General features: G+C 35.5%; 24 protein-coding genes. 5 read left to right on the top strand and 19 right to left on the bottom strand.

The window, feature by feature from the left end; genetic code table 11:
• Positions 1-46 precede the first annotated feature (46 nt).
• Together JZO69_RS08830 and JZO69_RS08825 are read right to left on the bottom strand one after the other, a co-directional pair.
• Entirely contained in the window at positions 47-1252 is a 1206-nt protein-coding gene (locus JZO69_RS08830; protein ID WP_207112519.1) for an aminoacyltransferase, read from the bottom strand.
• Between the two features lie 172 nt (positions 1253-1424).
• Entirely contained in the window at positions 1425-1931 is a 507-nt protein-coding gene (locus JZO69_RS08825; protein WP_207112518.1) for a QueT transporter family protein, read from the bottom strand.
• Between the two features lie 254 nt (positions 1932-2185).
• Between JZO69_RS08825 and JZO69_RS08820 the strand changes: the two genes are divergently transcribed.
• Positions 2186-3145 (top strand): diacylglycerol/lipid kinase family protein, encoded by a 960-nt coding sequence (locus tag JZO69_RS08820; protein ID WP_207112517.1) that lies wholly within the window; start codon positions 2186-2188, stop codon positions 3143-3145.
• Between the two features lie 156 nt (positions 3146-3301).
• Here JZO69_RS08820 and JZO69_RS08815 read toward each other — a convergent pair whose 3' ends face one another.
• The 3 genes from JZO69_RS08815 to JZO69_RS08805 form a co-directional block, all read right to left on the bottom strand.
• Entirely contained in the window at positions 3302-4411 is a 1110-nt protein-coding gene (locus JZO69_RS08815; protein WP_207112516.1) for a PLP-dependent transferase, read from the bottom strand.
• 166 nt (positions 4412-4577) lie between these two features.
• On the bottom strand, positions 4578-7160 hold the full coding sequence (recD2, locus tag JZO69_RS08810) for an SF1B family DNA helicase RecD2 (protein WP_207112515.1): 2583 nt from the start codon (positions 7158-7160) through the stop codon (positions 4578-4580).
• 32 nt (positions 7161-7192) lie between these two features.
• Complete coding sequence (locus tag JZO69_RS08805; RefSeq protein ID WP_207112514.1) at positions 7193-7822, bottom strand: histidine phosphatase family protein; 630 nt, start codon at positions 7820-7822, stop codon at positions 7193-7195.
• 432 nt (positions 7823-8254) lie between these two features.
• Here JZO69_RS08805 and gloA2 point away from each other — a divergent pair, with 432 nt between their 5' ends.
• Positions 8255-8635, top strand: a complete 381-nt coding sequence (gene gloA2, locus JZO69_RS08800) for an SMU1112c/YaeR family gloxylase I-like metalloprotein (protein WP_207112513.1) — start codon at positions 8255-8257, stop codon at positions 8633-8635.
• 80 nt (positions 8636-8715) lie between these two features.
• On the opposite strand, the gene trmL is transcribed toward gloA2, so the two are convergent.
• A complete protein-coding gene (trmL, locus tag JZO69_RS08795; protein WP_207112512.1) occupies positions 8716-9222 on the bottom strand; it encodes a tRNA (uridine(34)/cytosine(34)/5-carboxymethylaminomethyluridine(34)-2'-O)-methyltransferase TrmL in 507 nt (168 codons plus the stop codon).
• 242 nt (positions 9223-9464) lie between these two features.
• Positions 9465-10310 carry a methyltransferase domain-containing protein gene (locus JZO69_RS08790; protein ID WP_207112511.1) on the bottom strand — a complete coding sequence of 282 codons (846 nt, stop codon included), beginning with the start codon at positions 10308-10310 and terminating at the stop codon, positions 9465-9467.
• A 137-nt stretch (positions 10311-10447) separates the two neighbouring features.
• Between JZO69_RS08790 and JZO69_RS08785 the strand changes: the two genes are divergently transcribed.
• Positions 10448-11086 carry a copper homeostasis protein CutC gene (locus tag JZO69_RS08785; RefSeq protein ID WP_207112510.1) on the top strand — a complete coding sequence of 213 codons (639 nt, stop codon included), beginning with the start codon at positions 10448-10450 and terminating at the stop codon, positions 11084-11086.
• A gap of 80 nt (positions 11087-11166) precedes the next feature.
• On the opposite strand, the gene JZO69_RS08780 is transcribed toward JZO69_RS08785, so the two are convergent.
• From JZO69_RS08780 to yjbM, 8 genes are all read right to left on the bottom strand, one after another.
• The gene (locus JZO69_RS08780) at positions 11167-11415 is read right to left on the bottom strand and encodes a hypothetical protein (protein ID WP_207112509.1); all 249 of its coding nucleotides are present in this window, start codon (positions 11413-11415) and stop codon (positions 11167-11169) included.
• Positions 11416-11450: 35 nt separating this feature from the next.
• On the bottom strand, positions 11451-12158 hold the full coding sequence (locus JZO69_RS08775) for a hypothetical protein (RefSeq protein ID WP_207112508.1): 708 nt from the start codon (positions 12156-12158) through the stop codon (positions 11451-11453).
• The gene (locus JZO69_RS16740; protein ID WP_277989627.1) at positions 12155-12280 is read right to left on the bottom strand and encodes a hypothetical protein; all 126 of its coding nucleotides are present in this window, start codon (positions 12278-12280) and stop codon (positions 12155-12157) included. Before JZO69_RS16740 ends, JZO69_RS08775 begins: the two co-directional genes overlap by 4 nt.
• Before the next feature lie 108 nt (positions 12281-12388).
• Positions 12389-13027 (bottom strand): TetR/AcrR family transcriptional regulator, encoded by a 639-nt coding sequence (locus JZO69_RS08770; RefSeq protein WP_207112507.1) that lies wholly within the window; start codon positions 13025-13027, stop codon positions 12389-12391.
• A 157-nt stretch (positions 13028-13184) separates the two neighbouring features.
• Complete coding sequence (gene mgtE, locus JZO69_RS08765) at positions 13185-14546, bottom strand: magnesium transporter (RefSeq protein ID WP_207112506.1); 1362 nt, start codon at positions 14544-14546, stop codon at positions 13185-13187.
• Positions 14547-14566: 20 nt separating this feature from the next.
• Entirely contained in the window at positions 14567-15460 is an 894-nt protein-coding gene (locus JZO69_RS08760; protein WP_207112505.1) for an RluA family pseudouridine synthase, read from the bottom strand.
• Positions 15461-15467: 7 nt separating this feature from the next.
• Positions 15468-16265, bottom strand: coding sequence for an NAD kinase (locus JZO69_RS08755; protein WP_207112504.1), 798 nt, complete (start codon positions 16263-16265; stop codon positions 15468-15470).
• 10 nt (positions 16266-16275) lie between these two features.
• Positions 16276-16956, bottom strand: coding sequence for a GTP diphosphokinase (yjbM, locus tag JZO69_RS08750; protein ID WP_207112503.1), 681 nt, complete (start codon positions 16954-16956; stop codon positions 16276-16278).
• Positions 16957-17151: 195 nt separating this feature from the next.
• Here yjbM and JZO69_RS08745 point away from each other — a divergent pair, with 195 nt between their 5' ends.
• Positions 17152-17736 (top strand): CYTH domain-containing protein, encoded by a 585-nt coding sequence (locus JZO69_RS08745; RefSeq protein ID WP_207112502.1) that lies wholly within the window; start codon positions 17152-17154, stop codon positions 17734-17736.
• 116 nt (positions 17737-17852) lie between these two features.
• Entirely contained in the window at positions 17853-18503 is a 651-nt protein-coding gene (locus tag JZO69_RS08740) for a ClpXP adapter SpxH family protein (RefSeq protein ID WP_207112501.1), read from the top strand.
• 53 nt (positions 18504-18556) lie between these two features.
• On the opposite strand, the gene pepF is transcribed toward JZO69_RS08740, so the two are convergent.
• The 4 genes from pepF to spxA form a co-directional block, all read right to left on the bottom strand.
• Entirely contained in the window at positions 18557-20374 is a 1818-nt protein-coding gene (gene pepF / locus JZO69_RS08735) for an oligoendopeptidase F (protein ID WP_207112500.1), read from the bottom strand.
• Positions 20375-20411: 37 nt separating this feature from the next.
• A complete protein-coding gene (locus JZO69_RS08730) occupies positions 20412-21602 on the bottom strand; it encodes a competence protein CoiA (RefSeq protein ID WP_207112499.1) in 1191 nt (396 codons plus the stop codon).
• A 97-nt stretch (positions 21603-21699) separates the two neighbouring features.
• The gene (locus JZO69_RS08725; protein WP_207112498.1) at positions 21700-22350 is read right to left on the bottom strand and encodes an adaptor protein MecA; all 651 of its coding nucleotides are present in this window, start codon (positions 22348-22350) and stop codon (positions 21700-21702) included.
• A gap of 237 nt (positions 22351-22587) precedes the next feature.
• A complete protein-coding gene (spxA, locus tag JZO69_RS08720) occupies positions 22588-22986 on the bottom strand; it encodes a transcriptional regulator SpxA (protein WP_010760718.1) in 399 nt (132 codons plus the stop codon).
• Positions 22987-23300 lie beyond the last annotated feature (314 nt).

Here is a 23300-nt window from a genome sequence, read left to right as displayed (position 1 = left end):
GAGACGTGACTCTGTAAGTCATGCCTCAGCTTCTAAATTTATGCTTTTATTTTTTCTGTTTTTTTAGTTTATAAGCAAATTCACTGGCTTTAAAAAGTAACCCATTGACAGGTAAATCAAATTCGCCGATAAATTCATTGACCGTTGGATTAAAATTAGACTTAAACTTAATCAAACCATCACTCAAACTACCTTCTAATCCGCCCATATTACAAGATGTACAGCCACGTTCAAAACATTCATTGATGGCATCAAACCAAGTTAGATAAGCTGGCATATAGCGTTTATAACGATCATCCATCCCAGCATAAAGAATTTCGCTAGTTGAACCAAAAGTAATTGCCAAGGCACCTGCCACAACAGCAATATCACCAGAATGAGCGATATTTTCTTCTAATTCGGTCATTTCACGAGTTAAAGAAAAATCTAGTTCTTCTAAAGTATGACGTTTTTTCACTTGATTTTCTTTTAAGTTCGCCAGATCTTCTTTATTTTTATCAAAGCGCTGTTTTGTTTCTTCAAAACGTTCTTTCAAATTCACTTGCGCTAACATGATAAACGAATTTTCAGGATAAATCGTTAATAATTTTTCAAAATAATCGCTATTTCTCAGTGAAATATTCTGGCGCTCAGTTGTCAGTTCAATGACTTTAGCAAAATCATCTACCAACTCTGCATGCCCCATTTTAACTGTAACGCCTTTTTTCTGCGCTTGTTTCATCATTTTCTTAGTGCTTTTTGATAGCTGTTCTTCGCTGAAATCTTCTTTATAGATATTGGCTTGAAAACGGGGTTGGATCGTTGCATCCATCGCCATCGTCAACCCTTGATGTTTGGCACCACTTGCACTAATATTATCAATAACTAATTGAGCCTTTGGATCGATTATCTGTTCTTCACCTAGATGGAAATCTTTATAGTGAACAGTCGGGTCCATTTTCACAAATAATGCGCGTTTTTTCTTACCAAATTGCTTTAGCTCTTTTAAAAAGAACGCCACAAGTTCTGAATTCGTATAATCCATGATCGGACCTCTTGGTGTATACAGCATAGTAAACTTCATTGGTAACGGTCTGATCAATACTAAGCTAGAGGCAACTAAATTCCCATCTTCGTAAACACCGACAATTTCTGAACCCCAATTATCTTTTACTTTAGCCCAGGCAGATGATTGCAATAAATTGCATAAGGGATGATTTTCCACAAATTTATCGTGTTCTTTGGCATCTACGCCAATTTTAAATTCAAACATTATAAAAAAACTCCTCCACATTTTTGCTTCTGTATTACCATATCATAATTTATTCAAGAGGAACAGTAAAGTTTTTCATGAAAATGGTGAGAAAATTTTAAAAGACTGGCACAAAACTATTTTTAGTCTTGGACCAGTCTCTTTTATAAACATACTTATTAGACTTTTTTAATCAAAGTCGTTTTTCAAAATGAACAGATTTATTGATCCAGTACATCACTGGTGCAGCTATCGCCATCGTCGCAAATTCACTAAGAGCTAATGTTGCGTAATTCCCCCAAAAGGCTGCTCCGCCTGTTGGTGCTAACATATATGCAATAATACACATCGTTGCAGTGAAAAATAATGTATTCAACGCTAAACGAGCAATCACATTAGGTACTCTTTTTTGCAGTAAGGCTGTCAGTCCTAGTGAAATAAAGGATTGCAGTCCACCATACATTGCATCCATGGCACCAAAGCCAAAGAAAAAATTGTAGACAACGACGCCACCTAAAACGCCCCACATCAATTTCCGATTGAAGACAACTAAGTGATTCAAACTTTCAGAAATTCTAAATTGAATCGGTCCTGACGAAACAGGTGCTACTAAAATCGTTAACCCTAGATATAACGCCATGACAATTCCATTCATAGTAATTGCTTTTACTTTACTGTTAGTCGTAACAGTTTTTTGCATAGTTTCCCCTTCTTTCTCCGAGTTTTTTTACAAGGGATGGTTGATGAACCTTGTCGAGGATCCGTTTCCTCAAAAAATGATACGTAGGCATTATATCTCATAATCGATCGTTTAACAATGATAACTAGCATTAAATACCTGATTCAAATCATTATTTTAACTTTTTCATTTGCTATTCGTACATTTTCAAGCATCTGTCATTCTTAATTTTTCCCATGTCTGTTATAATAAGACTTTGTACAGGGAGGAAGGAAATGAAGAAACATTTTTATCTCGTTATCAACGAAAATGCTGGCAGCGGCACAGGCTCAAAAGCGGCTGAGAAGATCATTAAACAGCTTCAAACTGCTAACATAGATTATACGACTTTTTATACAGATCATGCTGGACATGAAATTGAAATTGTTCAAAAATTAGCAGAAGATACACTAATTCCTTGGACTGCTGAGTTGGATATCGAATTATTTCCACTTCTAGTCGTTCTCGGTGGAGATGGCACCTTGCATAGTGTGCTTAATGCGTTACTTGCTTTTGATCCTAACATTCCGATTGGTTATATTCCTTGTGGTTCAGGGAATGATTTTGCCCGTGGTGTAGGTATTGAGAAACAAGCAGAGAAAGCCTTTTTCCAACTACTTAAAGCTGAAAAGCCGCAAGAAATTCAAGTAATTACATATGCTGAATCAATTCAAGAGGAAATTGGTCTTGCTGTTAATAATATCGGCATTGGTTTAGATGCAGCAATCGTCAACGCTGCAAATACATCAGCATCAAAACACGCATTAAACAAGTTCAATATGGGGTCATTATCTTATATTTTTTCTATCTTAAAAGTGTTATTCACACAAAAAGGCTTCCCGATTCTCGTAGAAATAAACGGAAAAAAAATTGAGTTTGATCAGGCATTTTTATGTACGGTGACAAATCATCCATACTTTGGCGGTGGTGTTCCGATTGCACCTGTTGCAGATCCTCGCAAACCAGTTTTGGATTTTGTTTTAGTGGAGCGAATCAATATGTTTAAGATTTTTTGGCTGATTATTTTATTGATTCAAAAAAAGCAGATGAATTCCAAATACTTCCATCATTATCAATCTAGTAAATTTCGCATCGTTTCTACTATCCCGCAATATGTTCATGCGGATGGTGAGATTTTAGGAAAAAGAAGTACCGACATTTCCTTTGGAACAGAAACTAGATTATTCTGGTTTTAGTGTAAAAATAATGACTGGGACAAAAATCTGTATAAACGGTGTGAAAAAATCTGGTTCTTCGATAATTTTCTAAAAACCACACAATGCATAAAACGCATTGTGTGGTTTTTTGTCCAATTGCTCAAACCTAAATGACTTTTGTCACACCGGTTATTTTCATTTTTCAAATGCTTGTTTCAAATCTGCAATCAAATCTTCACTTGCCTCGATCCCAGTTGAAATTCTTAATAAATCCGAAGTTAGTCCATAAGACTCTCTTAAAGCTTCTGGAATATCTGCATGTGTTTGAGTCGTTGGATACGTAATTAAACTCTCCACGCCACCCAAGCTTTCTGCAAATGTAAAAATTGATAAATTGCGCAAAAATTCTTTGATCGATGCTTGTTTCTTGAGTTTAAAACTCAACATACCACCCCGTCCTGGGTAAAATACTTCTTTGACCTGCTCATTGTTGTTTAAGTATTCTGCAACGGCTTGAGCGTTTTTTTCGTGTCTTTCCATCCGCAATGATAATGTCTTCATCCCTCTGATTAAAAGCCAGCTGTCAAATGGCGATAAAACTGCTCCTGTCGTATTCAAACTATAAGCTAATTGTTCACCCACTTCTTTTGAACGAGCAATCACAGCACCTGCCAACAAATCATTATGCCCACCTAAATACTTCGTTGCACTATGCACCACCACATCTGCACCTAAATCTAACGGCCGCTGAATCAACGGTGTATAAAAGGTATTATCAACGATTACTTGCGCTTGATATTTTTTGGCAAAAACTGCGATATGCTCGATCGAAATTTCCCTCATCAATGGATTTGTCGGTGTTTCAATAAATACAGCCGCTGTTTGATCTGTGATCTCTTTTTCAAAACCAGCTTCATCGTCAACATAGATAAACTGATACATTCCTTGTTTTTCCAACTCTTTAAAATAGCGATAACTACCGCCGTATAAATCTCTAGATGCAACAATTTGACTCCCCACTGGAAATTGACTGATCACTAATTGAACCGCACTCATTCCTGAACTAGTCGCTAAACCAACTGCGCCATTTTCTAAAGTCGCTAACGCCGACTCTACAATTTCTCTTGTTGGATTTTTGGTTCTCGTATAATCATAGCCCGTCGACTCACCTAGCGTTGGATGCTCATACGTCGTTGAAAAATAGATAGGCGTATTGATTGATCCAGTTACTGGGTTTTGATGATTTCCGATTTGCGCCAAAAATGTGTCTGTTTGAATCTTTCCCGATTGTGCTTGTTCTTTCATTAACTTCCCTCATTTCTACCAAAATAACGTACCTGCTTTTATTACTGAACAGCTTTACGTGTTGTTTGTTATTATATACATCAATCGAATCTTAAAGCAAGAAATAATACTATAAAAAAAGTGATTGGGACATAACTCTTTGAGTCATGTCCCAACCTCTCATTGATCATTTCATAAAATCATAAGGGCTTGTCTGGCCCATTCCAATCATCGGATCAATCGTTTGTGCTTGAACTAAATCAGGTGTTAATAAACGGTCGATTGTTTCATCGATTTGTTCAGTTATTTCTTGAACAGGCTCGCTAAATAATGAAATAGCTTCAGCTTTTTGTTTGATGGCTACAGGTTCAATCGTTTCTTCAACTACCGTAGTTTTTTCTTCTTTTACAGCTTCATAAACAACAGGCTGCTTTTCTTGGTCATCAGAAAATGGAGATTCTTTATTCAATCCTTCTTCATATGCTTCCAACTGCATTCTGGTTGTCAAAGTCATATCATCCGCACTAGTGATTCGCTCTTTCAGCATCGTCAAACGGCTGGCCGATTCATGAGCAACACACGTATTAAACGCTTGAACTTCACCTAATAAAATAAGTATATCCTTACTTCTAGTAACGGCTGTATAAAGCAAATTACGCTGCAGCATGCGGTGATATTGATGAACCATCGGTAAAATAACCATCTTAAACTCGCTACCTTGCGCTTTATGGATCGAACAACAATAAGAAAGAGTAATTTTATTCCATTCATTTCGTTTATAGCTGACTTCATTATTATCAAATTGGATCACTAATTCATCGACTTTGTCTTCTGAGTCCTTAGCCAAAATAATTCCAACGATTTCACCCATATCTCCGTTGAACACATTAAGCTCAGGCGTATTCACTAAGTGCAGAACTTTATCCCCAATCCGATAGACCGATTCATTCCATTTTACTTCTTTTTTCGACCCATCATTTGGATTAAAAATTTCCTGCATCATCTTGTTGAGGGCATCAATTCCAGCAGCTCCCCGATACATCGGCGCCAACAGTTGAATATCTTGTGGTGAAAAACCTTTGGCTTTGGCTTTAGTCACGATTTGACGGACATAGGTTTCGATATGATAGACGTCACTTGGAAAAAATGAACGATCCTTTTGATTGACAGTAAAATCTTGAGGCAATTTTCCTTGCTTGATTTCATGGGCTAATGGAATAATACTTGAACCATCACCTTGTCGATAAATTTCAGTCAATTCTTTTTGCGGAATCTCATTGATTTGCAGGAGATCGTGTAAAACTTGTCCTGGTCCAACAGAAGGCAATTGATCTTTATCTCCAACAAAAATCACTTGCATGTTAGTCGGAATTGCTTTGAATAAAGTATTCGCCAACCAAGTATCCACCATCGACATTTCATCGACAATCAGTAAACCGCCCTCAAGCTCTTTGGCCGTCATACTGGGATTTTTTTCCCGACCTGTCAATCCAAGCAAGCGGTGAATGGTACTTGCCGGTAGTCCAGTTGTTTCGTTCATTCGTTTGGCAGCACGTCCTGTGGGTGCCGCTAATAAAATAGGAAACATATCTTGGGTATAATCTTTTATATCCAAAGAAAGTCCGTTTAACTCTGCAAAAAGAGAAACAATTCCATTGATTACAGTAGTTTTCCCAGTACCAGGACCACCAGTTAAAATAAACATTGGGGCTTTGATCGCCTCTTCGATTGCTGCTTGTTGGGAATCCCCGTAAAGAATTCCTAGTCGTTTTTCAATGCCGCGAATGTTTTTTTCGATCTCTTTTTTATCATATTTGATTTCTTTTTTTCGAGAAAGTAACCGTTGAATTGACGTCCCGATCCCCCATTCAGAAAAATATAAACTATTTTCAAAGAGTTTCGTGCCTTCTTGCTGAATTTTACCTTCTTCTACCAAATGGATAATTTGTTCTGCCACTTGGTCCAGAGAAATTTCAACAGGTCGGCTGGCTTCAAGCGTATTGATTGTTTCTCTAAGTAGTATCTCCGCTTCTACATAGGTGTTCCCTGAACGAACAGAGTGTTGAAAGATTTCATGAGTGATTGCAGCCCGTACACGTTTATCCGAATCTGCTCCAATTCCCAGCTGTTCCGCAATATTATCTGCTCGCTTAAAACCGATTCCTTCAATGTCTTCAACCAATTGATAAGGATTTTCATGAATGACATCCAACGTTTCTTCTTTATAAGTTTGATAGATAGCAAACGAAAGCTGACTACCGAACCCGTAACGGTTTAGCCCAACAATCACTTGCTCCATCCCATGATTTAAGCGGATCGTTTCAATAATTGTTTGGCGTTTTTTTTCATTTAATTGAGGAACTTCCTCTAAGACATCCGGAGCAGCAATAATCCTGTCGATTGCATCCTCACCTAAAATCTCTACGATTTTTTCAGCCGTTCGTTTTCCAATGCCTGGAAACTTTTCACTAGAAAGATAATTCACAACACCACTGGCAGATGTTGGCCGTTCTTGCTGGTAACTATCAACTTGAAATTGTTTACCATAACGAGGATGATCCACAAAATGTCCAAAAAAGCGATAAATTTCTTCCTCTTGAATTTGGCCAAAACTTCCTGTCGTCACGATTTCTTTTTCTAGGTAATCTGTATTCGTATCCGTAATTTTCACTAATAAAACTTTATAAAAATTGCTGGGGTTTTGAAAAAAGATTGCCTGAACTTGTCCGACTACGTATTCTTTTTCCGTTTCTCCAAACAGTGTTTCCATCGACTTCACCCCGATTCTATCCTAAAATGCTTCTACAATAAAAATGAATCATCATTCCATAACTTTAATGTATACGATTCATCTTGATCGTCTTCTGTCTTCTCTAAAATGGACAAACTATTATTTTTAAGCCCACCCATACTTCGCAATTCTGATAAATCTTTTCCAGAAAGTGCCTGAATCGCCGCTGTTAATGATGCGCCATGTCCAACAAAAAGGTAAGGGCCCTCCCCTGCATCTACTGCCTTTTCTACAACTGAAGAAATACGGGAAATTGCTTGTTCTATCGGCTCTCCTTGAAAAATTTCAGGATTGTATCGGTCTAATTGATACCGCATATGATCTAATTCTTTGCTGTACATTTTTCTCATTTCGGCGATAGATTGACCTTCTAATTTCCCCAAACCTAGCTCTTTTAATTGATCTGTATAAACGATTTCTACAGGCTGTTCTAGTTCTTGGTTGATCCCTTCCGCTGTTTTTTTGGCACGCGGTGAAGTACTTGAAAAGATTTTTTCAAAAGGAACATCTTTGATTGTTTGTCCTAGTAATTTTATTTCTTCATAACTTGTTGGAAGCAATGGTGAGTCGCCGCTCATTCCTTGAAAACGCAGTTCCTGATTCCATTCAGTTTTTCCATGGCGAGTAAAATATAATTTCATGTTTTTGCTCCCTTGATTCGTATTTATTGTTTTGGTGCTTATTCTTTGTTGTTTATCTTAACCAGTGTATCATTTTCACTACGAAAATTCCATTCAACTATCAGAGGAAAAAAGAAACCCAACCTGTCTGATTGCCTAAAAAAAAAGAAGTAGGTTATAATAACGAAGGCTGAATATTCTGCTCAGTAAGCTAACTCTTCGGATAAAAGATTAACACTGGCTGTGACAAAGAACGTCACAATCATCGTTTTCTATTTTTCCATCAGAGTTGAGCGAGCCTATTACGCTTTTATTTTATCTAGCTACATAGGCTAGCTCTTCGGATAAAAGATAAACGCTGCCTGTGACAAAGAACGTCACAATCATCGTTTTCTATTTTTCCGTCAGAGTTGAGCGAGCCTATTGCGCTTTTATTTTAAGGAGGAACCGATTTTGTTTTTTAACCATATTCATCATGTTGCTATCAATTGCTCTGATTATCAAAAAACTAAAGAGTTTTATGTCGAGAAGCTTGGTTTTGAAATTATCAGAGAAAATCAACGAGACGATAAAAATGATATCAAATTAGACTTACGATTAGGTGTCCATGAATTGGAGATTTTTATTTCTCCAAATCTCCCCAAACGTCCTTCATATCCCGAAGCATTAGGTCTAAGACATTTAGCTTTTAAAGTTGAAAATATCAATGAAGTGATCGATTTTTTAGGTTCTAATGGAATAGAGTGTGAACCTGTAAGGACAGATACGTTTACTGGTGAAAAAATGACCTTTTTCTTTGATCCTGATGGTTTACCACTGGAATTGCATGAGTAACTTTATCCTATTCAGATTCACTATTGATAAACAAAAAGCTGTCACTTCTAAAAATGAAGGAACAGCTTTTTTTATTCATCTTAGTCTAGCTTATCATTTTCATAATGATGCTTTAATTCTAGCGCTGGAAAATCTTGTTGTCTCAAGGCTTCATAAACAACCAAGGCTACTGTATTTGATAAATTCAATGAACGAACGTGTTCATCATTCATTGGGATACGTAGACATTTTTCTTCATTTTCACGCATAAATTCTTCTGGTAAACCGGTTGTTTCCTTGCCGAACATAAAATAATGATCTTGATTATCTGTATAATCTACTTCGCTATACGTTTGATTAGCAAACTTAGTAATCAAATGCAAGGGTTGGTTTCCTACATAGTCTAAAAACGCTGCTAGATTTTTGTGATAAGTAATATTCACATCATTCCAATAATCCAAACCAGCTCGTTTCAAGTGCTTGTCATCTGTAGAAAAACCTAACGGCTCGATGAGATGTAAGGGTGAGTTTGTAGCAGCACATGTTCGAGCAATATTACCCGTATTTGCTGGAATTTGAGGTTCAAATAATACGATATGATTTGTCATGAGTACAAGTTTCCTTTCAATTGAATAGCACAATATTTATTTTTTTCACTAAAATTAACATAAAAAAAAACGTATCGCCTCGGTGTCAATCACTGCGAGTCGCTACGTTAGTGAAGCTCTTTTCACTAACTTTTATCAGAACAGGAACCTGATAAAAACCAACGAAAAAACAACTTGTATGTAATATAACACCATTATCAGAGCTTTGCAATACCTTTTCACGAATTAACTAAATGTAAGCGCTATCTAACCTTTCCTTTTAACACGCGAACGTCAATTGTGATTTCCGATAATGGATTTCTTTTCAGTTCTTCTTTGACGTGTTCAGCCACGCCCCATTCCAACGGAGACATTTCTAATAAATCCAAACGATTCTCTTTAGGAATAGCAAACGTAAATGTCACCCGTTCATTAGCTAAGACATCCATTTCTTTAGAAAATTTGGCTAAAACTTTCTCATTAGAATACGTCTGTTTGATTTCATCTTCTGGATAAAAAGCGGCTCTTAATTCTTTCAAGTAATTTGTTTCAGGAATCACTTTGATCACTGTTCCATCTTTTTTCAAGACACGCTGAAATTCTTGATAATGAGAAGGTGAAAAAATATTCAAAACAGTATCCATCGATTGATCCGCAAAGGGCAAATTCGTCAAATCAGCTACACACCAAAAAGCGTCGATTGGTTGATTACTAGCCAAATAAATGCCATCTTTTGAAATATCAAAACCAAATTTAGAACCTGCCAACCCCATACTAGAAAGTGCTGATAAAAAACTGCCTTCACCACAACCTACATCTAGCGTGTCTCCAGTTAGATTCATTAAATCAATGATCTTTTCTAATAAAGGCAGATACATACCACTTTGGATCATCTTACTTCGGTGAACCAACATTTTTTTATTATACTCGGTCTGAATACTATGGGATAAAAAATAAATCGTTCCTTTTTTCGATAAATCAAATTGATGATTCTCTGCACAAATCAAACTATAGTTTTTCAGCTGAAATGCCTGTTTACACACTGGACAAAGAAATTGTTCTTGATGTGTTTCTAAAAAATTACGAGCTAAATCAATTTTTTTCAACATAACGTTACTTCCTATTCACTAAAATTCTAAAGCCAGCTACTAAACTGTCGCTATTTATCTTACAACGACAAGAAGACTTTGGCAACCGCCAGAATTATGGTACAATGCCTGTGAAGAAAAAACAAGGAGTGGAAAGAATGATCAAAGAATTTTGTGCCGAAAATTTTACGAATATCCCGGCTGCCATACGAAATGGTGCTGGTCGTATCGAGTTATGTGACAACCTATCTGTGGGCGGTACAACGCCTAGCACAGGTGTTATCGAAGAAGTTGTTTCATATGCTGGAGAAAAATCGATTCCTGTCATGACAATCATCAGACCTAGAGGCGGCGATTTTGTCTATAATGATATTGAGCTTAAAATCATGCATACAGATCTAATTGAAGCAAAAAAAATAGGAACTGACGGCGTTGTATTAGGCTGTTTGACAAAAGACGGCTGGCTAGATGAAGAAGCATTGGAACTTTTGATTGAAACGGCTGAAGGCTTGCAAATTACTTTCCACATGGCTTTTGATGTTTTAAGTAAAGAAAATCAATTTAAGGCGATCGATTGGTTAGCAGAACATGATGTTCATCGTATTTTGACACATGGAGGCTCTGCTGGAACGCCTATTGAAGATAATTTTGGTCACTTAAAAGAACTGATCGACTATGCCAACGAACGAATCATTATATTACCTGGTGGCGGTATTTCTGGAAAAAACCTTGAAATGGTTATAAATGCATTGCACGTTAACGAAGTGCATGGAACAAAAATTGTAGATTCATATTAATAATAAGTGAGTGGGACATAACTCTTCGAGTCATATCCCACCCACATGTAATCTAGATAAACGGTGGGAGCAGAAGACTTCTACTTTGCTTTATTTTCTATTTTTTTTGCTTCTATACTCAATACTAAACTTCCCAAAAGCCCTAAGCTGCCTAACAAAAATAACTCCTTCCTTTCAAAAAATACCCCTGTACTGACTAGTCCACCACCGATAATCAAATTAATAACAGCGCTTTGATTCATTCGACGGCTGCTAAGCTCCGGTAATTGAACCTTTACTCCTACTTTCTTATTAAGTTTATTAATTTTTTGATTTACTTCATTGATCATTTATTTTCCCTCCTAGTATTTTTTTTGATACTGATTTAGCTCACTTCCATTTTTTTTGCTTTATTTGCAACGGAAACAACTGCTCCAACAGAAACAGCTAATAAGATTCCGTAGAAACCGTAAATCAAAGAACTGTTTTCTATTTGCATGATATTACTTAATATTGAACAAAGAATCAATGCAGTTATGATTGCTGATATAATCGATTTATTTCTAAAACCAACAGCTAGTGAGATAATTCCTATCATCAATGCTACTAAACTGGAATTTACGGCTCCTTTAAGAATAATCGGCCAACTCAACAATAGATCCGCTCCATTTAATAGCGGAATATATGCTGAACTAACTGCTAACGCCCCTAAACAAATGATCATTGTAAAAAAAGTTGCAGCTACTGTCCAAAAACTGACAAACATCATTTTATTCCAAAAAATTCTGCTACGACTGATTGGATAAGAAGATGATAAAACAACCTGACGTTCTCGGTAATCTTCTATAACAAACTTAGAAAACAACACGGCTGAAAAAATAGCGAAACAAGATTGAATAAGAACTTGGCTAAAAAGAATAAATAATTTTTTATCCCTAAAAACAACTAAGTAACTTGGTACAACAGGGGTTAGTGTTGCACCAACCAGAGCCATTGCAAATACCATAACCATGATAAATAATAAAAGACCAAACATACTGTAAAGATAAGGCTTTAAATTATTTTTTTGATCGTCTAATTTAATATAATTCATTCAACTATACCCCCGATTTTCTCAAATCCCCCATAAATTTCTACTTGATAAACTTCCAGACTACAATCAGCTAAAACATTCTTATTCTCATACGATTGATATATACTTTTGATTTTGATCATTCAACACACTCCTTTTACATACTAACGGTATGTATAGATTTAAAAAAATTTACTCTTACATACTTTCGGTATGTATTATACAAAAATAAAAACGCAATTAACGCATTTTTATTTTTGTATCGCTCTAAACATAGTCATGGCATCCTTGATATACTCCTCATCAATTAAAGGAAAGTTTACACCTTCATATAACATTTTAAAAAAATGAAGTTTGTTTAAAAGATCATTTTCATTCATTTCATAAAGTGAAGGAGCTAACCAGATATTAGTCGAAAGTACGATCAATTCAGCAATTTCTTGAGGGTAATCTGTTTTGATCGATCCATCTTCGATCCCTTCTTCTACTAAAGTTTTGATATAAGGAATAATGTTCGTAAAAGCTTCTGCATATAATTCCCCAATAATTCTAGGATTAGTAATGAGTGATTTTGCAGAAAAGGCTATTTTTTGATGTTCTAACGCCTGCAAACTCATCGAATTGATTTTCCTGATTTTTTCAAAGCCACTTATACCTTTCATAGACTCAATTTGGCTCGTTACACCTATCGCATATCTTTTCTCTAAAATAGTATTAAAGATTTCTTCTTTCGATTTAAAATGATGGTAAATAACCCCTTTGGTCAATCCACCTAAATTATCTACAATATCCTGAATCGTTGTATGATCATAGCCTTTTTCTAAAAAAAGTTGCTCTGATACATTCAATATCTTCTTCACTGTTTCCTCTGGATACTTATTTCGCGCCATAAGTCCCCCTCCATACATACCGTTAGTATGTATAATATCTGAAAGAATCACTTATGTCAAATTTTTTTAGTTTTACATGAAAAAAGTGAGTGCAACAAAACCTTGTAACGTTTTGTTGCACTCACTTAATATTCAACATTTTAGCTTCGCTTTTTTATTATACGAAATACTGCATAAAAAGGCTGGCGATATTAAAATAGATCAGTACACTAGTCAAATCACTCAGCGTAGTAATAAACGGACCACTAGCGACTGCCGGATCAAAACCTAGTTTATCCATCAGCATAGGAATCAAGCTTCCGGCCAAATTAGCTACCGTAATAGCACAAAGCATAGCCATTCCAATTACAAATCCTAACGGGAAATTATGCTGCCAAATTCCGACAACGATAAAAATCGCTACTCCTGTCACCGCGCCTGTCACTAAACCTGTTAATACTTCACTCATGATCAAACGACCAAAGTTATTATCTTTTTCGTCTGATACAGCTAGTCTCCTAACTGCCACGGCTAATGATTGTGTCCCAGCATTTCCTGCCGTTCCTGTGATCAATGAAATAAATACAGCTAAAATACTTGCTTCACTAACTAATTCTTCATAATGGCTAATCAAAGTAGCTGTAGACATTCCTAAAAATAATAATGTTATTAGCCAAGGCAGACGTTTTGAAGCAGCTTTAATAGGATTTTCACTGACCTCTTCCACGTTAACCCCAGCTAAACCAGAATAATCACTAGCAGCTTCATCATCAATAACATCAATGATATCATCAACTGTTACGATCCCTAAAAGGTGATCGTCATAATCTGTAACTGGTAAAGCTAAGAAATCATAATCCCGAATCGTTTGCGCAACGTCCTCTTGATCATCCCCTACATGAACCGAAATAACCCGCTCACTCAATACATCAGCAATCATTGTATCGTCATCATTTACGATCAAATCACGTAAAGAAATAACCCCGACTAAATGATTTTCCTGATCTACTACATAAACGTAATAAATCGTTTCCGCCACATCAGCCTGGTTTTTCAATACATACATGGCAGAACGAACAGTTTGATTCGCAACAATAGAAACGAATTCTGTTGTCATGATCGATCCTGCTGTATCATCTTCATAATGCAGCAATTCTTTGATCTCACCAGCATCTTCTGTACTCATCAAACTTAGATATTTCGCTTTTTGCCCTTTATCAAGCATATTCAGTAAATCAACTGCGTTATCGGTGTACATCTCTGATAGCATCTCAGCGGCATAACTTGGACGCATTTCAGCAATGTAATCTTTCATGTTTTCATTATCTTCTTCGATAACATCGAACATATCTGCTAATTCTTTAGGAGATAAGTAACTGTAAATTTGCTTTCTATCAGCTTCATCAATTGATTGGTAGAATTGTCCCTGCTCATAAATATGGAGTGCTAAAAACAGCTCTCGAAATTCAGCCATTTGTTGTTTTTTTAGCTTTTCTAACAACAAAGAGAAATGCTCTTCCATTTCTTGCCCTTCATTCACACATACCTCTCCTTTCTATACTATAATCGATCAACAATTTTTTTCATATCCTCTGCTAAAGGAGAAGTCAACTCTAAACGCTGTTTTGTAAACGGATGAATAAAACTCAACTGACAGCAATGTAACGCCTGACGATCAATCCCACTATCCATTTTACCACCATACATGTCATCACCCAACAAAGGACAACCAATCGCTTCAAAATGCACTCTGATCTGATGTGTTCTTCCAGTATGAAGTTGAATATTTACTAGCGCTTCATCATTTTTGCGTTTCATTAACCAATATTCTGTTTCTGCCTGTTGTCCAGTTTCGACTATTGTTCGCTTTAATATAGAAGATAAATCGCGACCAATCGGAAGTTTTATAGTTGTATGGTCTTTTAAGTCAGATACATCGCCACCAACCAACGCTTGATAAATTTTGATCACTTCTTTTTTTCGCAATTCCTGATCCAACATGGCATGTGCAAAACCGTGCTTGGCAAACAACATCAAGCCAGTAGTATCTCTATCTAATCGAGTCACCACATGTATGACTTGATCTTTGTATCCTTGCGCTTTGTAATAGGCTTTTACACGATTAGCCATCGTTCCATTAGGATGATATTGAGCGGGTATAGACGCCACACCTGCTGGCTTATTGACCACTAAATAATGATCATCTTCAAAAACAATATCGATTGGCACATCATCAACAAGTAAGGTCTCGTGTTCCTTTTCATCAGGAATCGTGATTTTTACTTGATCGCCATAGGACAATTTGAACAGTGCATTTTCCACAGACTGATTGACCTCTATTTTGCCTCCTTGAAACTTTACCTTTGCTAAAAGTCCCTTAGAGACACCTTGTTCTTTTAAAAAATATTTTACTTGTTGAGGTTCTTTTTTTTCTACGATCCAATTAAATTCCATTAATCTATTAATCCTCACTAATAAAGGCGTCTTTTACTCGATGCCAAAAATGCATATGTCGGTATGAGGCAAAATGAATGCGCTCATCCGCAATTCGATAATAAATCGACTTGATATCATCTTGATAAATATCCAATTGATCTACAGTAATTAAATAATCATTACTTTCCTGAAGTTTGATTTCCACCCATTCAGTATGAGCAATCACGATCGGTGAACCTAATGTTCTAAAAACTCGATTATTCAACGAAGCTATTTCAGCAAGTTGAAAAGCATTGATACTCGGATGCAACACTGCTCCGCCGATACTTTTGTTATAAGCGGTAGATCCTGTTGGTGTAGATACAGATAATCCGTCGCCACGAAATCGCTCAAAAAGTTCATCTTTGATAAACACATCTGCAACCATTGTACGATTCGCACGTTTGATCGTGGATTCATTCAATGCAAGAAAATGTTTATCTGGTTTATTACCATGAAAGCTGATTTTCACATCTAACAAAGGGTAACTAGTACTTTTTTCTTGGTGAACCAAAAGACTTTGCACTAGTTCTTCTAATTCATAATCACGCCAATCTGTATAAAAACCTAAGTGTCCAGTATGAACACCTAAAAAACTTACTTTATCCAATCGATGACTAAAACGATGAAACGCTGATAATAATGTACCATCGCCACCAATTGAAATAACAAGATCTGGCTGATGATCATCGATCTCGATTTTATTCTTTTTCAAAAGCAGGAGCAAATGCCTGGTAACTTCATTAGATTTCTGTTCATGATTATGAACGATTGCTACTTTCATTTCACTCCTCCTATTCTTTGTCTGACTCTTCTTTATTGTCCGTTAATCGTTGATAGTAATTATCTTTTGACTTGCCTCGTCCATGTGAGAAAAGATGTTGGGCTTCCTGAATTTCTTCACGAATCGTTGACATTTCCTCATCTAATTGATAAGCAGCTTCGGCAGCACGCTGTAGCCGCTCTTTCATTTCTTCCGGAAAAGCACCTTGATATTTATAATTTAACGAGTGTTCGATCGTCGCCCAAAAATTCATCGCCAATGTCCGAATTTGAATCTCAGCTAAAATCATTTTTTCCCCTGTAATCAACTGGACAGGATACTCGATCACTAAATGATAAGAACGATAACCACTCTCTTTTTTATTCGTGATATAATCTCGCTCTTGAATGATCTTCAAGTCTTTTCTATTACGAATAATATCTACTACTTGACGAATGTCTTCAACAAACTGACACATGATTCTAAGTCCTGCGATATCCTGCATTTCATCTTCTAAACGATCAACTGGAATATTTCGTAACGCAGCCTTTGTTAAAATACTATCTACTGGTTTTACACGACCAGTTACAAACTCAATAGGTGTATGTTTATTTTGCTCTCGAAACTGCTTGCGGATACCGCGCAGCTTGACTTTCATTTCTCCAACAGCCTGTTCATACGGTGCCAGAAAAAGCTCCCACTCTTTCTCCATCCTAATCCCTCTATTTCCTTGAATTTGATTCACAGCTTATTTTACCATAGAGCTGAGAAAAATAGGGTGATTTGAGAAATTGTATAAATTTTTTCGACAATAACGAATTTTTTAACTTCTAGTTCACTTTTCTTGACGTATAGGGGTAAAGTATGCAAAAATTGAATTAAAATTAAGAAAGTAGGGCAAAGATCAGTGAGTGAAAATTTAGAAATAGAATTTAAAACGTTATTATCTATTGAGGAGTTTTCGCATACGATTGACTATTTTCAATTAAAAGAAGATGATTTTTTTACACAAATCAATTATTATTTCGATTCAGCTGATTTTGAATTAAAAAAAAGACATAGCGGTCTAAGAGTTCGTATATTACCAAATAATGCAGAAATCACTTTAAAAATTCCTCAAGAAGTTGGTTTATTGGAAATCAACGATACACTGTCTATTGAAGAGGCACAACATATCGTTGACTCGGCTACTCTTCCAGATTCTGGGAATGTTTTCAATAAGTTAACAACTTTAGGAATCAAGAAAAATGATTTGCGTTTAATTGGTAGCTTAACAACTAAACGAGCAGAAAAAAAACTTCCCCAAGGTTTACTCGCGCTAGATGAAAGTTGGTATAACGAGCAGCATGATTTTGAATTGGAATTAGAAGTTAGAGATGTGTCAAACGGCAAGAAAAATTTTCTTTCTTTATTGGATACTTTGAAAATCAAAGAATCCCCATCGCCAAACAAAATCCAACGCATGATGTTAAGCTCAAAAAAGAAATATTAAGAAGTTATTACAATAAAAACATATCATTTCATTTTCCCGGATTTTCTGATAAATTAGGGACACTTAGTTGAGAAATGATGTCTAGTTGTAAAAGAGTCAAATTGGAGGAAGTATGAATGATTGAAATCTATCTGTTCGTTAATCCTTTGGGGGGCATTTGTCTCAACGTAGAAAAGGATATTTTGAAATTGGTTGAAACTGAAAATAAAAAAATCCAGTTTCGCTTCATTCCGTTAGTGAATATGCGAACCATCAACCATCTTATAAAGTTGTTTGAGATTCCAACACATGATATTGAACAACGCAATCAATTGTTTGAAGATATTTATTCAGCTGCATTAGATTATAAAGCAGCACAATTACAAGGAAAGAAAAAAGGACGTCATTTACTTCTTGGCCTACAACAGGCTGTGGCAGTAGAAGGCATCCCCTATTCTTTGGAATTAGCTGAAAAATTAGTAATAGAAGCTGGTGGCGATTTAGATATGTTTAAGGCAGATCGACAATCGGACTTTGTAAAAGAATCTTTTCAAACAGATCAACAAATTGCTCGTGAAATGGGTATTGCAAAACACCCATCTGCCGTAGTTTACAATTATACATGTGATCGTGATTTCGGTGTACTAGTAGAAGACTGTGAATCAATGGATGAGATCAAAAAACTTTGTGAAACATCTGAAGATAATTTACAGTATTTTCATGAGAAATTCGAATTAAACCATTATAATGAGCCGCGCGTTCCACACGGACATTTACATTTACTTTAATTTTAAAGAACCAAATAAACAGCCCTCTGGATTAAACTAGAGGGCTGTTTATTTTATTGTTCTAAGGTCTCTACTAGTTGTTCTAATTCATTCAATCTCGTTTCAAAAACAACCATAGCATCTTCAATATATTGCGGTTTGGTCATATCTACTCCCGCTTTTTTCATGACTTCTATTGGATAATCGCTACTACCAGATTTTAAATAAGTCAAATAATTTTCTAAAGCATCCAGCTCATGCTCCAAGATTTTATTTGCTAAAGCTGATGCAGCTGAAAAACCAGTCGCATACTGATACACATAATAGTTGTAATAAAAATGAGGAATACGGGACCATTCTAACGCAATTTCTGGATCTTTCATTACTTCTGGACCGTAGTATTTTTCATTTAAATTCCCATAATATTCACTTAGATATTCGCTAGTTAAAGGGATTCCCTTAGCATCTTCAGTATGAATAAAATGCTCAAACTCTGCAAATTGTGTTTGACGGAAAATCGTTCCTTTGAAACCATCCAAATAATGATTCAATACATAGGCACGTATACGAGGATCTGTTTCTGTTTCCAAAAGATATTCTGTCAAAAGATTTTCATTCGTTGTTGATGCAATTTCAGCTAAGAAAATTGAGTAATCGCCATAAACGTACGGTTGATTACTGCGAGTAAAATAACTATGAACGCTGTGTCCCATTTCATGAACCAACGTATACAGTTGATCTAAACTATCATGCCAATTCATTAAAATATACGGTGCTGTATCATAAGCACCCGATGAATAGGCTCCGCTACGCTTTCCTTGATTTTCGATAACATCGATCCAACGATCCTTGAACGCTGTTTTAACTACGTTTAGGTATTCTTCTCCTAATGGATTCAACGCTGTAACTGCTTTTTCCCGTGCATCTTCATAGCTATATTTAATGGATGCTTCCCCTAAAACAGGTGTATACATATCATACATATGAAGTTCATCCAAATTCAATAATCGCTTACGTAGTGATACATAACGATGCAGTAACGGTAACTTTTGATTCACGACATCTATCAGTGTATCGTAGACACTTTCTGGAATATGATTGCCACTTAACGCAGCTTCTCTTGCAGAAGAATAGTTACGAACTTTTGCTTTATAATTATGAGCTTTAACATGAGAACTTAATGTTTGAGCAAATGTGTTTTTGAATTGTTCATAAACAGTATACAATCCTTTGAATGCTTTTTCTCGCACATCTCTATGTGTATTTTCCATTAACTGCCCATATACACCATGAGTTAATTGTATTTTTTCACCATTTTCATTTTCAATGACTGGAAATTTCAAATCAGCATTGTTTAAGATAGAAAAAGTGTTACTAGACGCTTCAAAAATCTCACCTGCACCAGCCAATAGCGCTTCTTGATCAGCAGATAAAATATGTGGGCGTTCACTCAAGATATTCTCAATAAAATGACGGTAGGTTTCCAACTCAGTATTCTCGGCAAAATACCCCCAAACTTTCTCGTCATTTAAAGACAAGACTTCTGGTTCAAACCAAGCGACTGCTTCACTAGCCTGAGCTAATAAAGAACTGGCTCTGGCATATAACGCTTGATAAGTTGTATTAGCAGTATCTTGATCATTTTTTAAATGAGCATAAACATAAATCACTTCTATTTTACGATAAACTCTTAATAGCATTTCAATACTCTTTAAAAATGCAGTACTGCCATTTCCTAGTGTTCCTTTAAACTGTTCAACTTCTTTTAATTCATCTGACAGCGCTTGGAATGCTTCATCAAAAGCTTGATCATCTTTAAAAATTTTCGTCAAGTCCCACGTTTTCTCTATTGGTAAACTTGAACGTTCTGGTAATTGTTTAGCGTCAGTCATACTATTTGCCCCTTTACAAAATTATTTTTACATAGATTTATCTTATCACATTTTTATAAGGAGTAGCACTGATTAAACACTTATTTTCAATTCTTTTCAGCCACTGACTCACATCCGATATACGTTTATCAACATCTCCTACTTCAACTTTCCAACCACTTTGAATTTTAACTAAATGTTTGCATGCAACTAGATAAGTTATCAGCTGATTCAAGCAATACATCTGAATAGCTGAAAAAGGGATATTTGGAAACTCGTAAAATAATTCAGAGGCATATCTTATTTCTTTTTTTAAAACCTTAACTAACTCCACATGCGTAATAACATTCTGATCAAAAAACTGTACCAATTTCCAAATTCGTACTTTCAATACCATATCTGATCCTCTACAGCAAAAAATATGTAGCCCAGGATAATAAAACCAAAAAGGCAGATAAAGGACATGAAAACGGTTGTTATATAATATAGATTGAAGTCCTCGCACCTGTTCATCTCTTGTAAATAATTTCCTGTTCAAGTCATAATGATACTCCTGTATCAATGCGCAAATTTTAAACTTTCTTTTAATATAAATTTGGTCTTTATTTGGAAAATTTAAAATATCCAATAAAAAATTAGCATAAAAAGACCATGATTTTTTTGAAACATAGAGACGTTTCTTCCAATCCTCTTCCATATGAAAACACAGGGTCAGTTCTTCTGTTTCCCAATCTGCTGCCCATAAATAAAAGCCTAAAGTATCAGAATAGCAACATAAATTCTTAGCCAATTCACCTAAACTCTGCTGATTTGAAAATACTTTTTTACCGCAAATCCAAATAGGAAGATATCCGTGTTTTTGATAATTCTGAGTACGTTCAGTCAAGCGTTGGATGCTCAATGGACTACATTGGATTTCTACTGCAATATTACCTATTAATAAATCCGGCCGCTGATTTAAAGTTGGAAGATATTTTTCCAACTCATAGTCAATACATTCTTGTTCACACCATTTGGCAAATACCTCTTTCAAAGTCAAGTGTTCTAGCGTCTCTCCTTCTGAAAAAAGGCTACAACAACTATGACTATAATGAGAAAAATGCGGTATTTTAACTTTGCCATTCTTGATTCGAACTGGCTGATTACACGCTGGACAGAAATGTTTTTTTTCTTTCAGCTGTTCGATTACTTCTCTAGATTTATTCCGCAATGTTATGATTTCTTTTTCCTCTGTGTAAGCATTAAACATATCATTCACCTCTAATTAAAGTACGCAATAAACTAGATGATCAACGAAAAAAAACTGACCCAAAGCAATCATCGCTTTGGATCAGTTTTTGAGACATTTATTCAAAGTAATATCTTGTTAATTCTAACGCATTACGCTCCATAACACATGTACCATATTCATTGAGTGTCTCTGATGTCACTGTAGTTAGATTAGCAAATTCCAATAACTGAGCTAATTCATTTTCTACATCATTTTTCCCAAGCTCATCCAATAAGAAAATAACTTGAAGATAATAGGTTCCCTTAAATGTATATAAATTCGTCATTACAGATTGCAAGTTTACTTCATTTGCTAACTGTACCATTGTATCAAAATCATTAAGCTCAAACACTAAATTTTTAACTGTATTATCAGAAAATTCCTGTGCTTCATCAGCAAAATCTTCTTCGATTTGTTTACGAATTATATTACTAACTTCTTCTGAATTTAAATCGCTAAAGCCTTCAAAATTAGATACTTCATCGATCGATGCGTTCTTACTAATAAAGAGTTCCAACCCATCACTTTTTGGTAAAACTTGAAAGGTAACAGCTTCACTACCTTGAAATTCGTCTTCCACATCAACTTCTTCTAAAATACTGTAGAAAAAATTTTCTACCTCTTTGTGGTTGCCAAGTAAATCTAAAAAAGTAATCCCTCTGTCAGCCAGATCTTCATTACCAATCAACACACGTATGGTATTTTCATTGATATGTTCCATTTCCATGTCGCTACACCTCACTTTTGCTAATCAGGAAACTTATTCTTACGTACATTGTAGCGGAATCACGCCAAATGTAAAGGGAAAAGTAACAATATTCGCAAATAAACTGCCGTCTTAGTATTTTCCTTAACTCTTATTATGTAGTATTTTACAATCCTCTATCATAAAACGCTTAACTATGTAAAACCTAATGTAAAAAGAAAACCTTTGTCACTCGGACAAAGGTTCTCCTTTTACATTTTATAAACCTGCCATCAATTGCGCTTGACGTAATTCCAACTGCCTAACTCCTCTTGGCAAGAAACGTCGAATTTCATCTTCATTAAAACCAACCTGTAATCTTTTTTCATCAATCATTATTGGTCGACGCAACAATCCAGGATTCTCTTTTACTAACTCTAACAAGTCCTGCAACGGAAGTTCATCCAAATCCATATTTAGTTTTTGGAAAACCTTAGAACGAGTAGAAATGATCTCCTCAGTTCCATCTTCTGTCATTCGCAAAATAGCCTTCAGTTCAGAAATATTCAATGGTTCTGAGAAGATATTTCTTTCCTTGAATGGAATTTCGTGTTCTTGCAACCACGCACGAGCCTTACGGCAAGACGTACAACTTGGGGAAGTATAAAGTGTCAACATGTGCATCACTCCTTTTCGTGATTCTCATCACTTTTTTAAAACAGGAAATCTAACTGTTTTCCCATTTAATGTAAGTATACCCAACTTCAAGTAAAAATACTAGCCATTTTTCCAAAAAAAAACATAATTTTGCGTTATTTTACGTGTTTTTTTTAAATATTTAAATAAAATCCGGTTTTTTTCAACATAAAATTATAACGTTTTCAAAAACTAAAATACTAATACAGGTTTTAAATGTTGTATCAACTGTAATAGTCTAAAAAATCTGACATTTTAGTTTTTTTCACTTAGTCCTGTTTTTTTTTATTTTTAGC

The organism is Candidatus Enterococcus ikei (genome assembly GCF_017316105.1).
Lineage (GTDB): Bacteria > Bacillota > Bacilli > Lactobacillales > Enterococcaceae > Enterococcus_L > Enterococcus_L ikei.
Note: the sequence above shows the minus strand (reverse complement) of the source record. Positions and strands in the feature narration are given on the sequence as shown.

What these genes read in the sequence shown, in the direction of transcription:
- JZO69_RS08770 (WP_207112507.1), bottom strand. Translation starts at nt 13,027, where the DNA reads ATGGCGCGAAATAAGTATCCAGAGGAAACAGTGAAGAAGATATTGAAT.
- JZO69_RS16740 (WP_277989627.1), bottom strand. Translation starts at nt 12,280, where the DNA reads ATGATCAAAATCAAAAGTATATATCAATCGTATGAGAATAAGAATGTT.
- JZO69_RS08805 (WP_207112514.1), bottom strand. Translation starts at nt 7,822, where the DNA reads ATGAAATTATATTTTACTCGCCATGGAAAAACTGAATGGAATCAGGAA.
- yjbM (WP_207112503.1), bottom strand. Translation starts at nt 16,956, where the DNA reads ATGGAGAAAGAGTGGGAGCTTTTTCTGGCACCGTATGAACAGGCTGTT.
- JZO69_RS08785 (WP_207112510.1), top strand. Translation starts at nt 10,448, where the DNA reads ATGATCAAAGAATTTTGTGCCGAAAATTTTACGAATATCCCGGCTGCC.
- JZO69_RS08755 (WP_207112504.1), bottom strand. Translation starts at nt 16,265, where the DNA reads ATGAAAGTAGCAATCGTTCATAATCATGAACAGAAATCTAATGAAGTT.
- JZO69_RS08825 (WP_207112518.1), bottom strand. Translation starts at nt 1,931, where the DNA reads ATGCAAAAAACTGTTACGACTAACAGTAAAGTAAAAGCAATTACTATG.
- recD2 (WP_207112515.1), bottom strand. Translation starts at nt 7,160, where the DNA reads ATGGAAACACTGTTTGGAGAAACGGAAAAAGAATACGTAGTCGGACAA.
- JZO69_RS08730 (WP_207112499.1), bottom strand. Translation starts at nt 21,602, where the DNA reads ATGTTTAATGCTTACACAGAGGAAAAAGAAATCATAACATTGCGGAAT.
- JZO69_RS08740 (WP_207112501.1), top strand. Translation starts at nt 17,853, where the DNA reads ATGATTGAAATCTATCTGTTCGTTAATCCTTTGGGGGGCATTTGTCTC.
- JZO69_RS08775 (WP_207112508.1), bottom strand. Translation starts at nt 12,158, where the DNA reads ATGAATTATATTAAATTAGACGATCAAAAAAATAATTTAAAGCCTTAT.
- JZO69_RS08725 (WP_207112498.1), bottom strand. Translation starts at nt 22,350, where the DNA reads ATGGAAATGGAACATATCAATGAAAATACCATACGTGTGTTGATTGGT.
- JZO69_RS08780 (WP_207112509.1), bottom strand. Translation starts at nt 11,415, where the DNA reads ATGATCAATGAAGTAAATCAAAAAATTAATAAACTTAATAAGAAAGTA.
- spxA (WP_010760718.1), bottom strand. Translation starts at nt 22,986, where the DNA reads ATGTTGACACTTTATACTTCCCCAAGTTGTACGTCTTGCCGTAAGGCT.
- trmL (WP_207112512.1), bottom strand. Translation starts at nt 9,222, where the DNA reads ATGACAAATCATATCGTATTATTTGAACCTCAAATTCCAGCAAATACG.
- JZO69_RS08820 (WP_207112517.1), top strand. Translation starts at nt 2,186, where the DNA reads ATGAAGAAACATTTTTATCTCGTTATCAACGAAAATGCTGGCAGCGGC.
- pepF (WP_207112500.1), bottom strand. Translation starts at nt 20,374, where the DNA reads ATGACTGACGCTAAACAATTACCAGAACGTTCAAGTTTACCAATAGAG.
- JZO69_RS08760 (WP_207112505.1), bottom strand. Translation starts at nt 15,460, where the DNA reads ATGGAATTTAATTGGATCGTAGAAAAAAAAGAACCTCAACAAGTAAAA.
- JZO69_RS08815 (WP_207112516.1), bottom strand. Translation starts at nt 4,411, where the DNA reads ATGAAAGAACAAGCACAATCGGGAAAGATTCAAACAGACACATTTTTG.
- JZO69_RS08790 (WP_207112511.1), bottom strand. Translation starts at nt 10,310, where the DNA reads ATGTTGAAAAAAATTGATTTAGCTCGTAATTTTTTAGAAACACATCAA.
- JZO69_RS08830 (WP_207112519.1), bottom strand. Translation starts at nt 1,252, where the DNA reads ATGTTTGAATTTAAAATTGGCGTAGATGCCAAAGAACACGATAAATTT.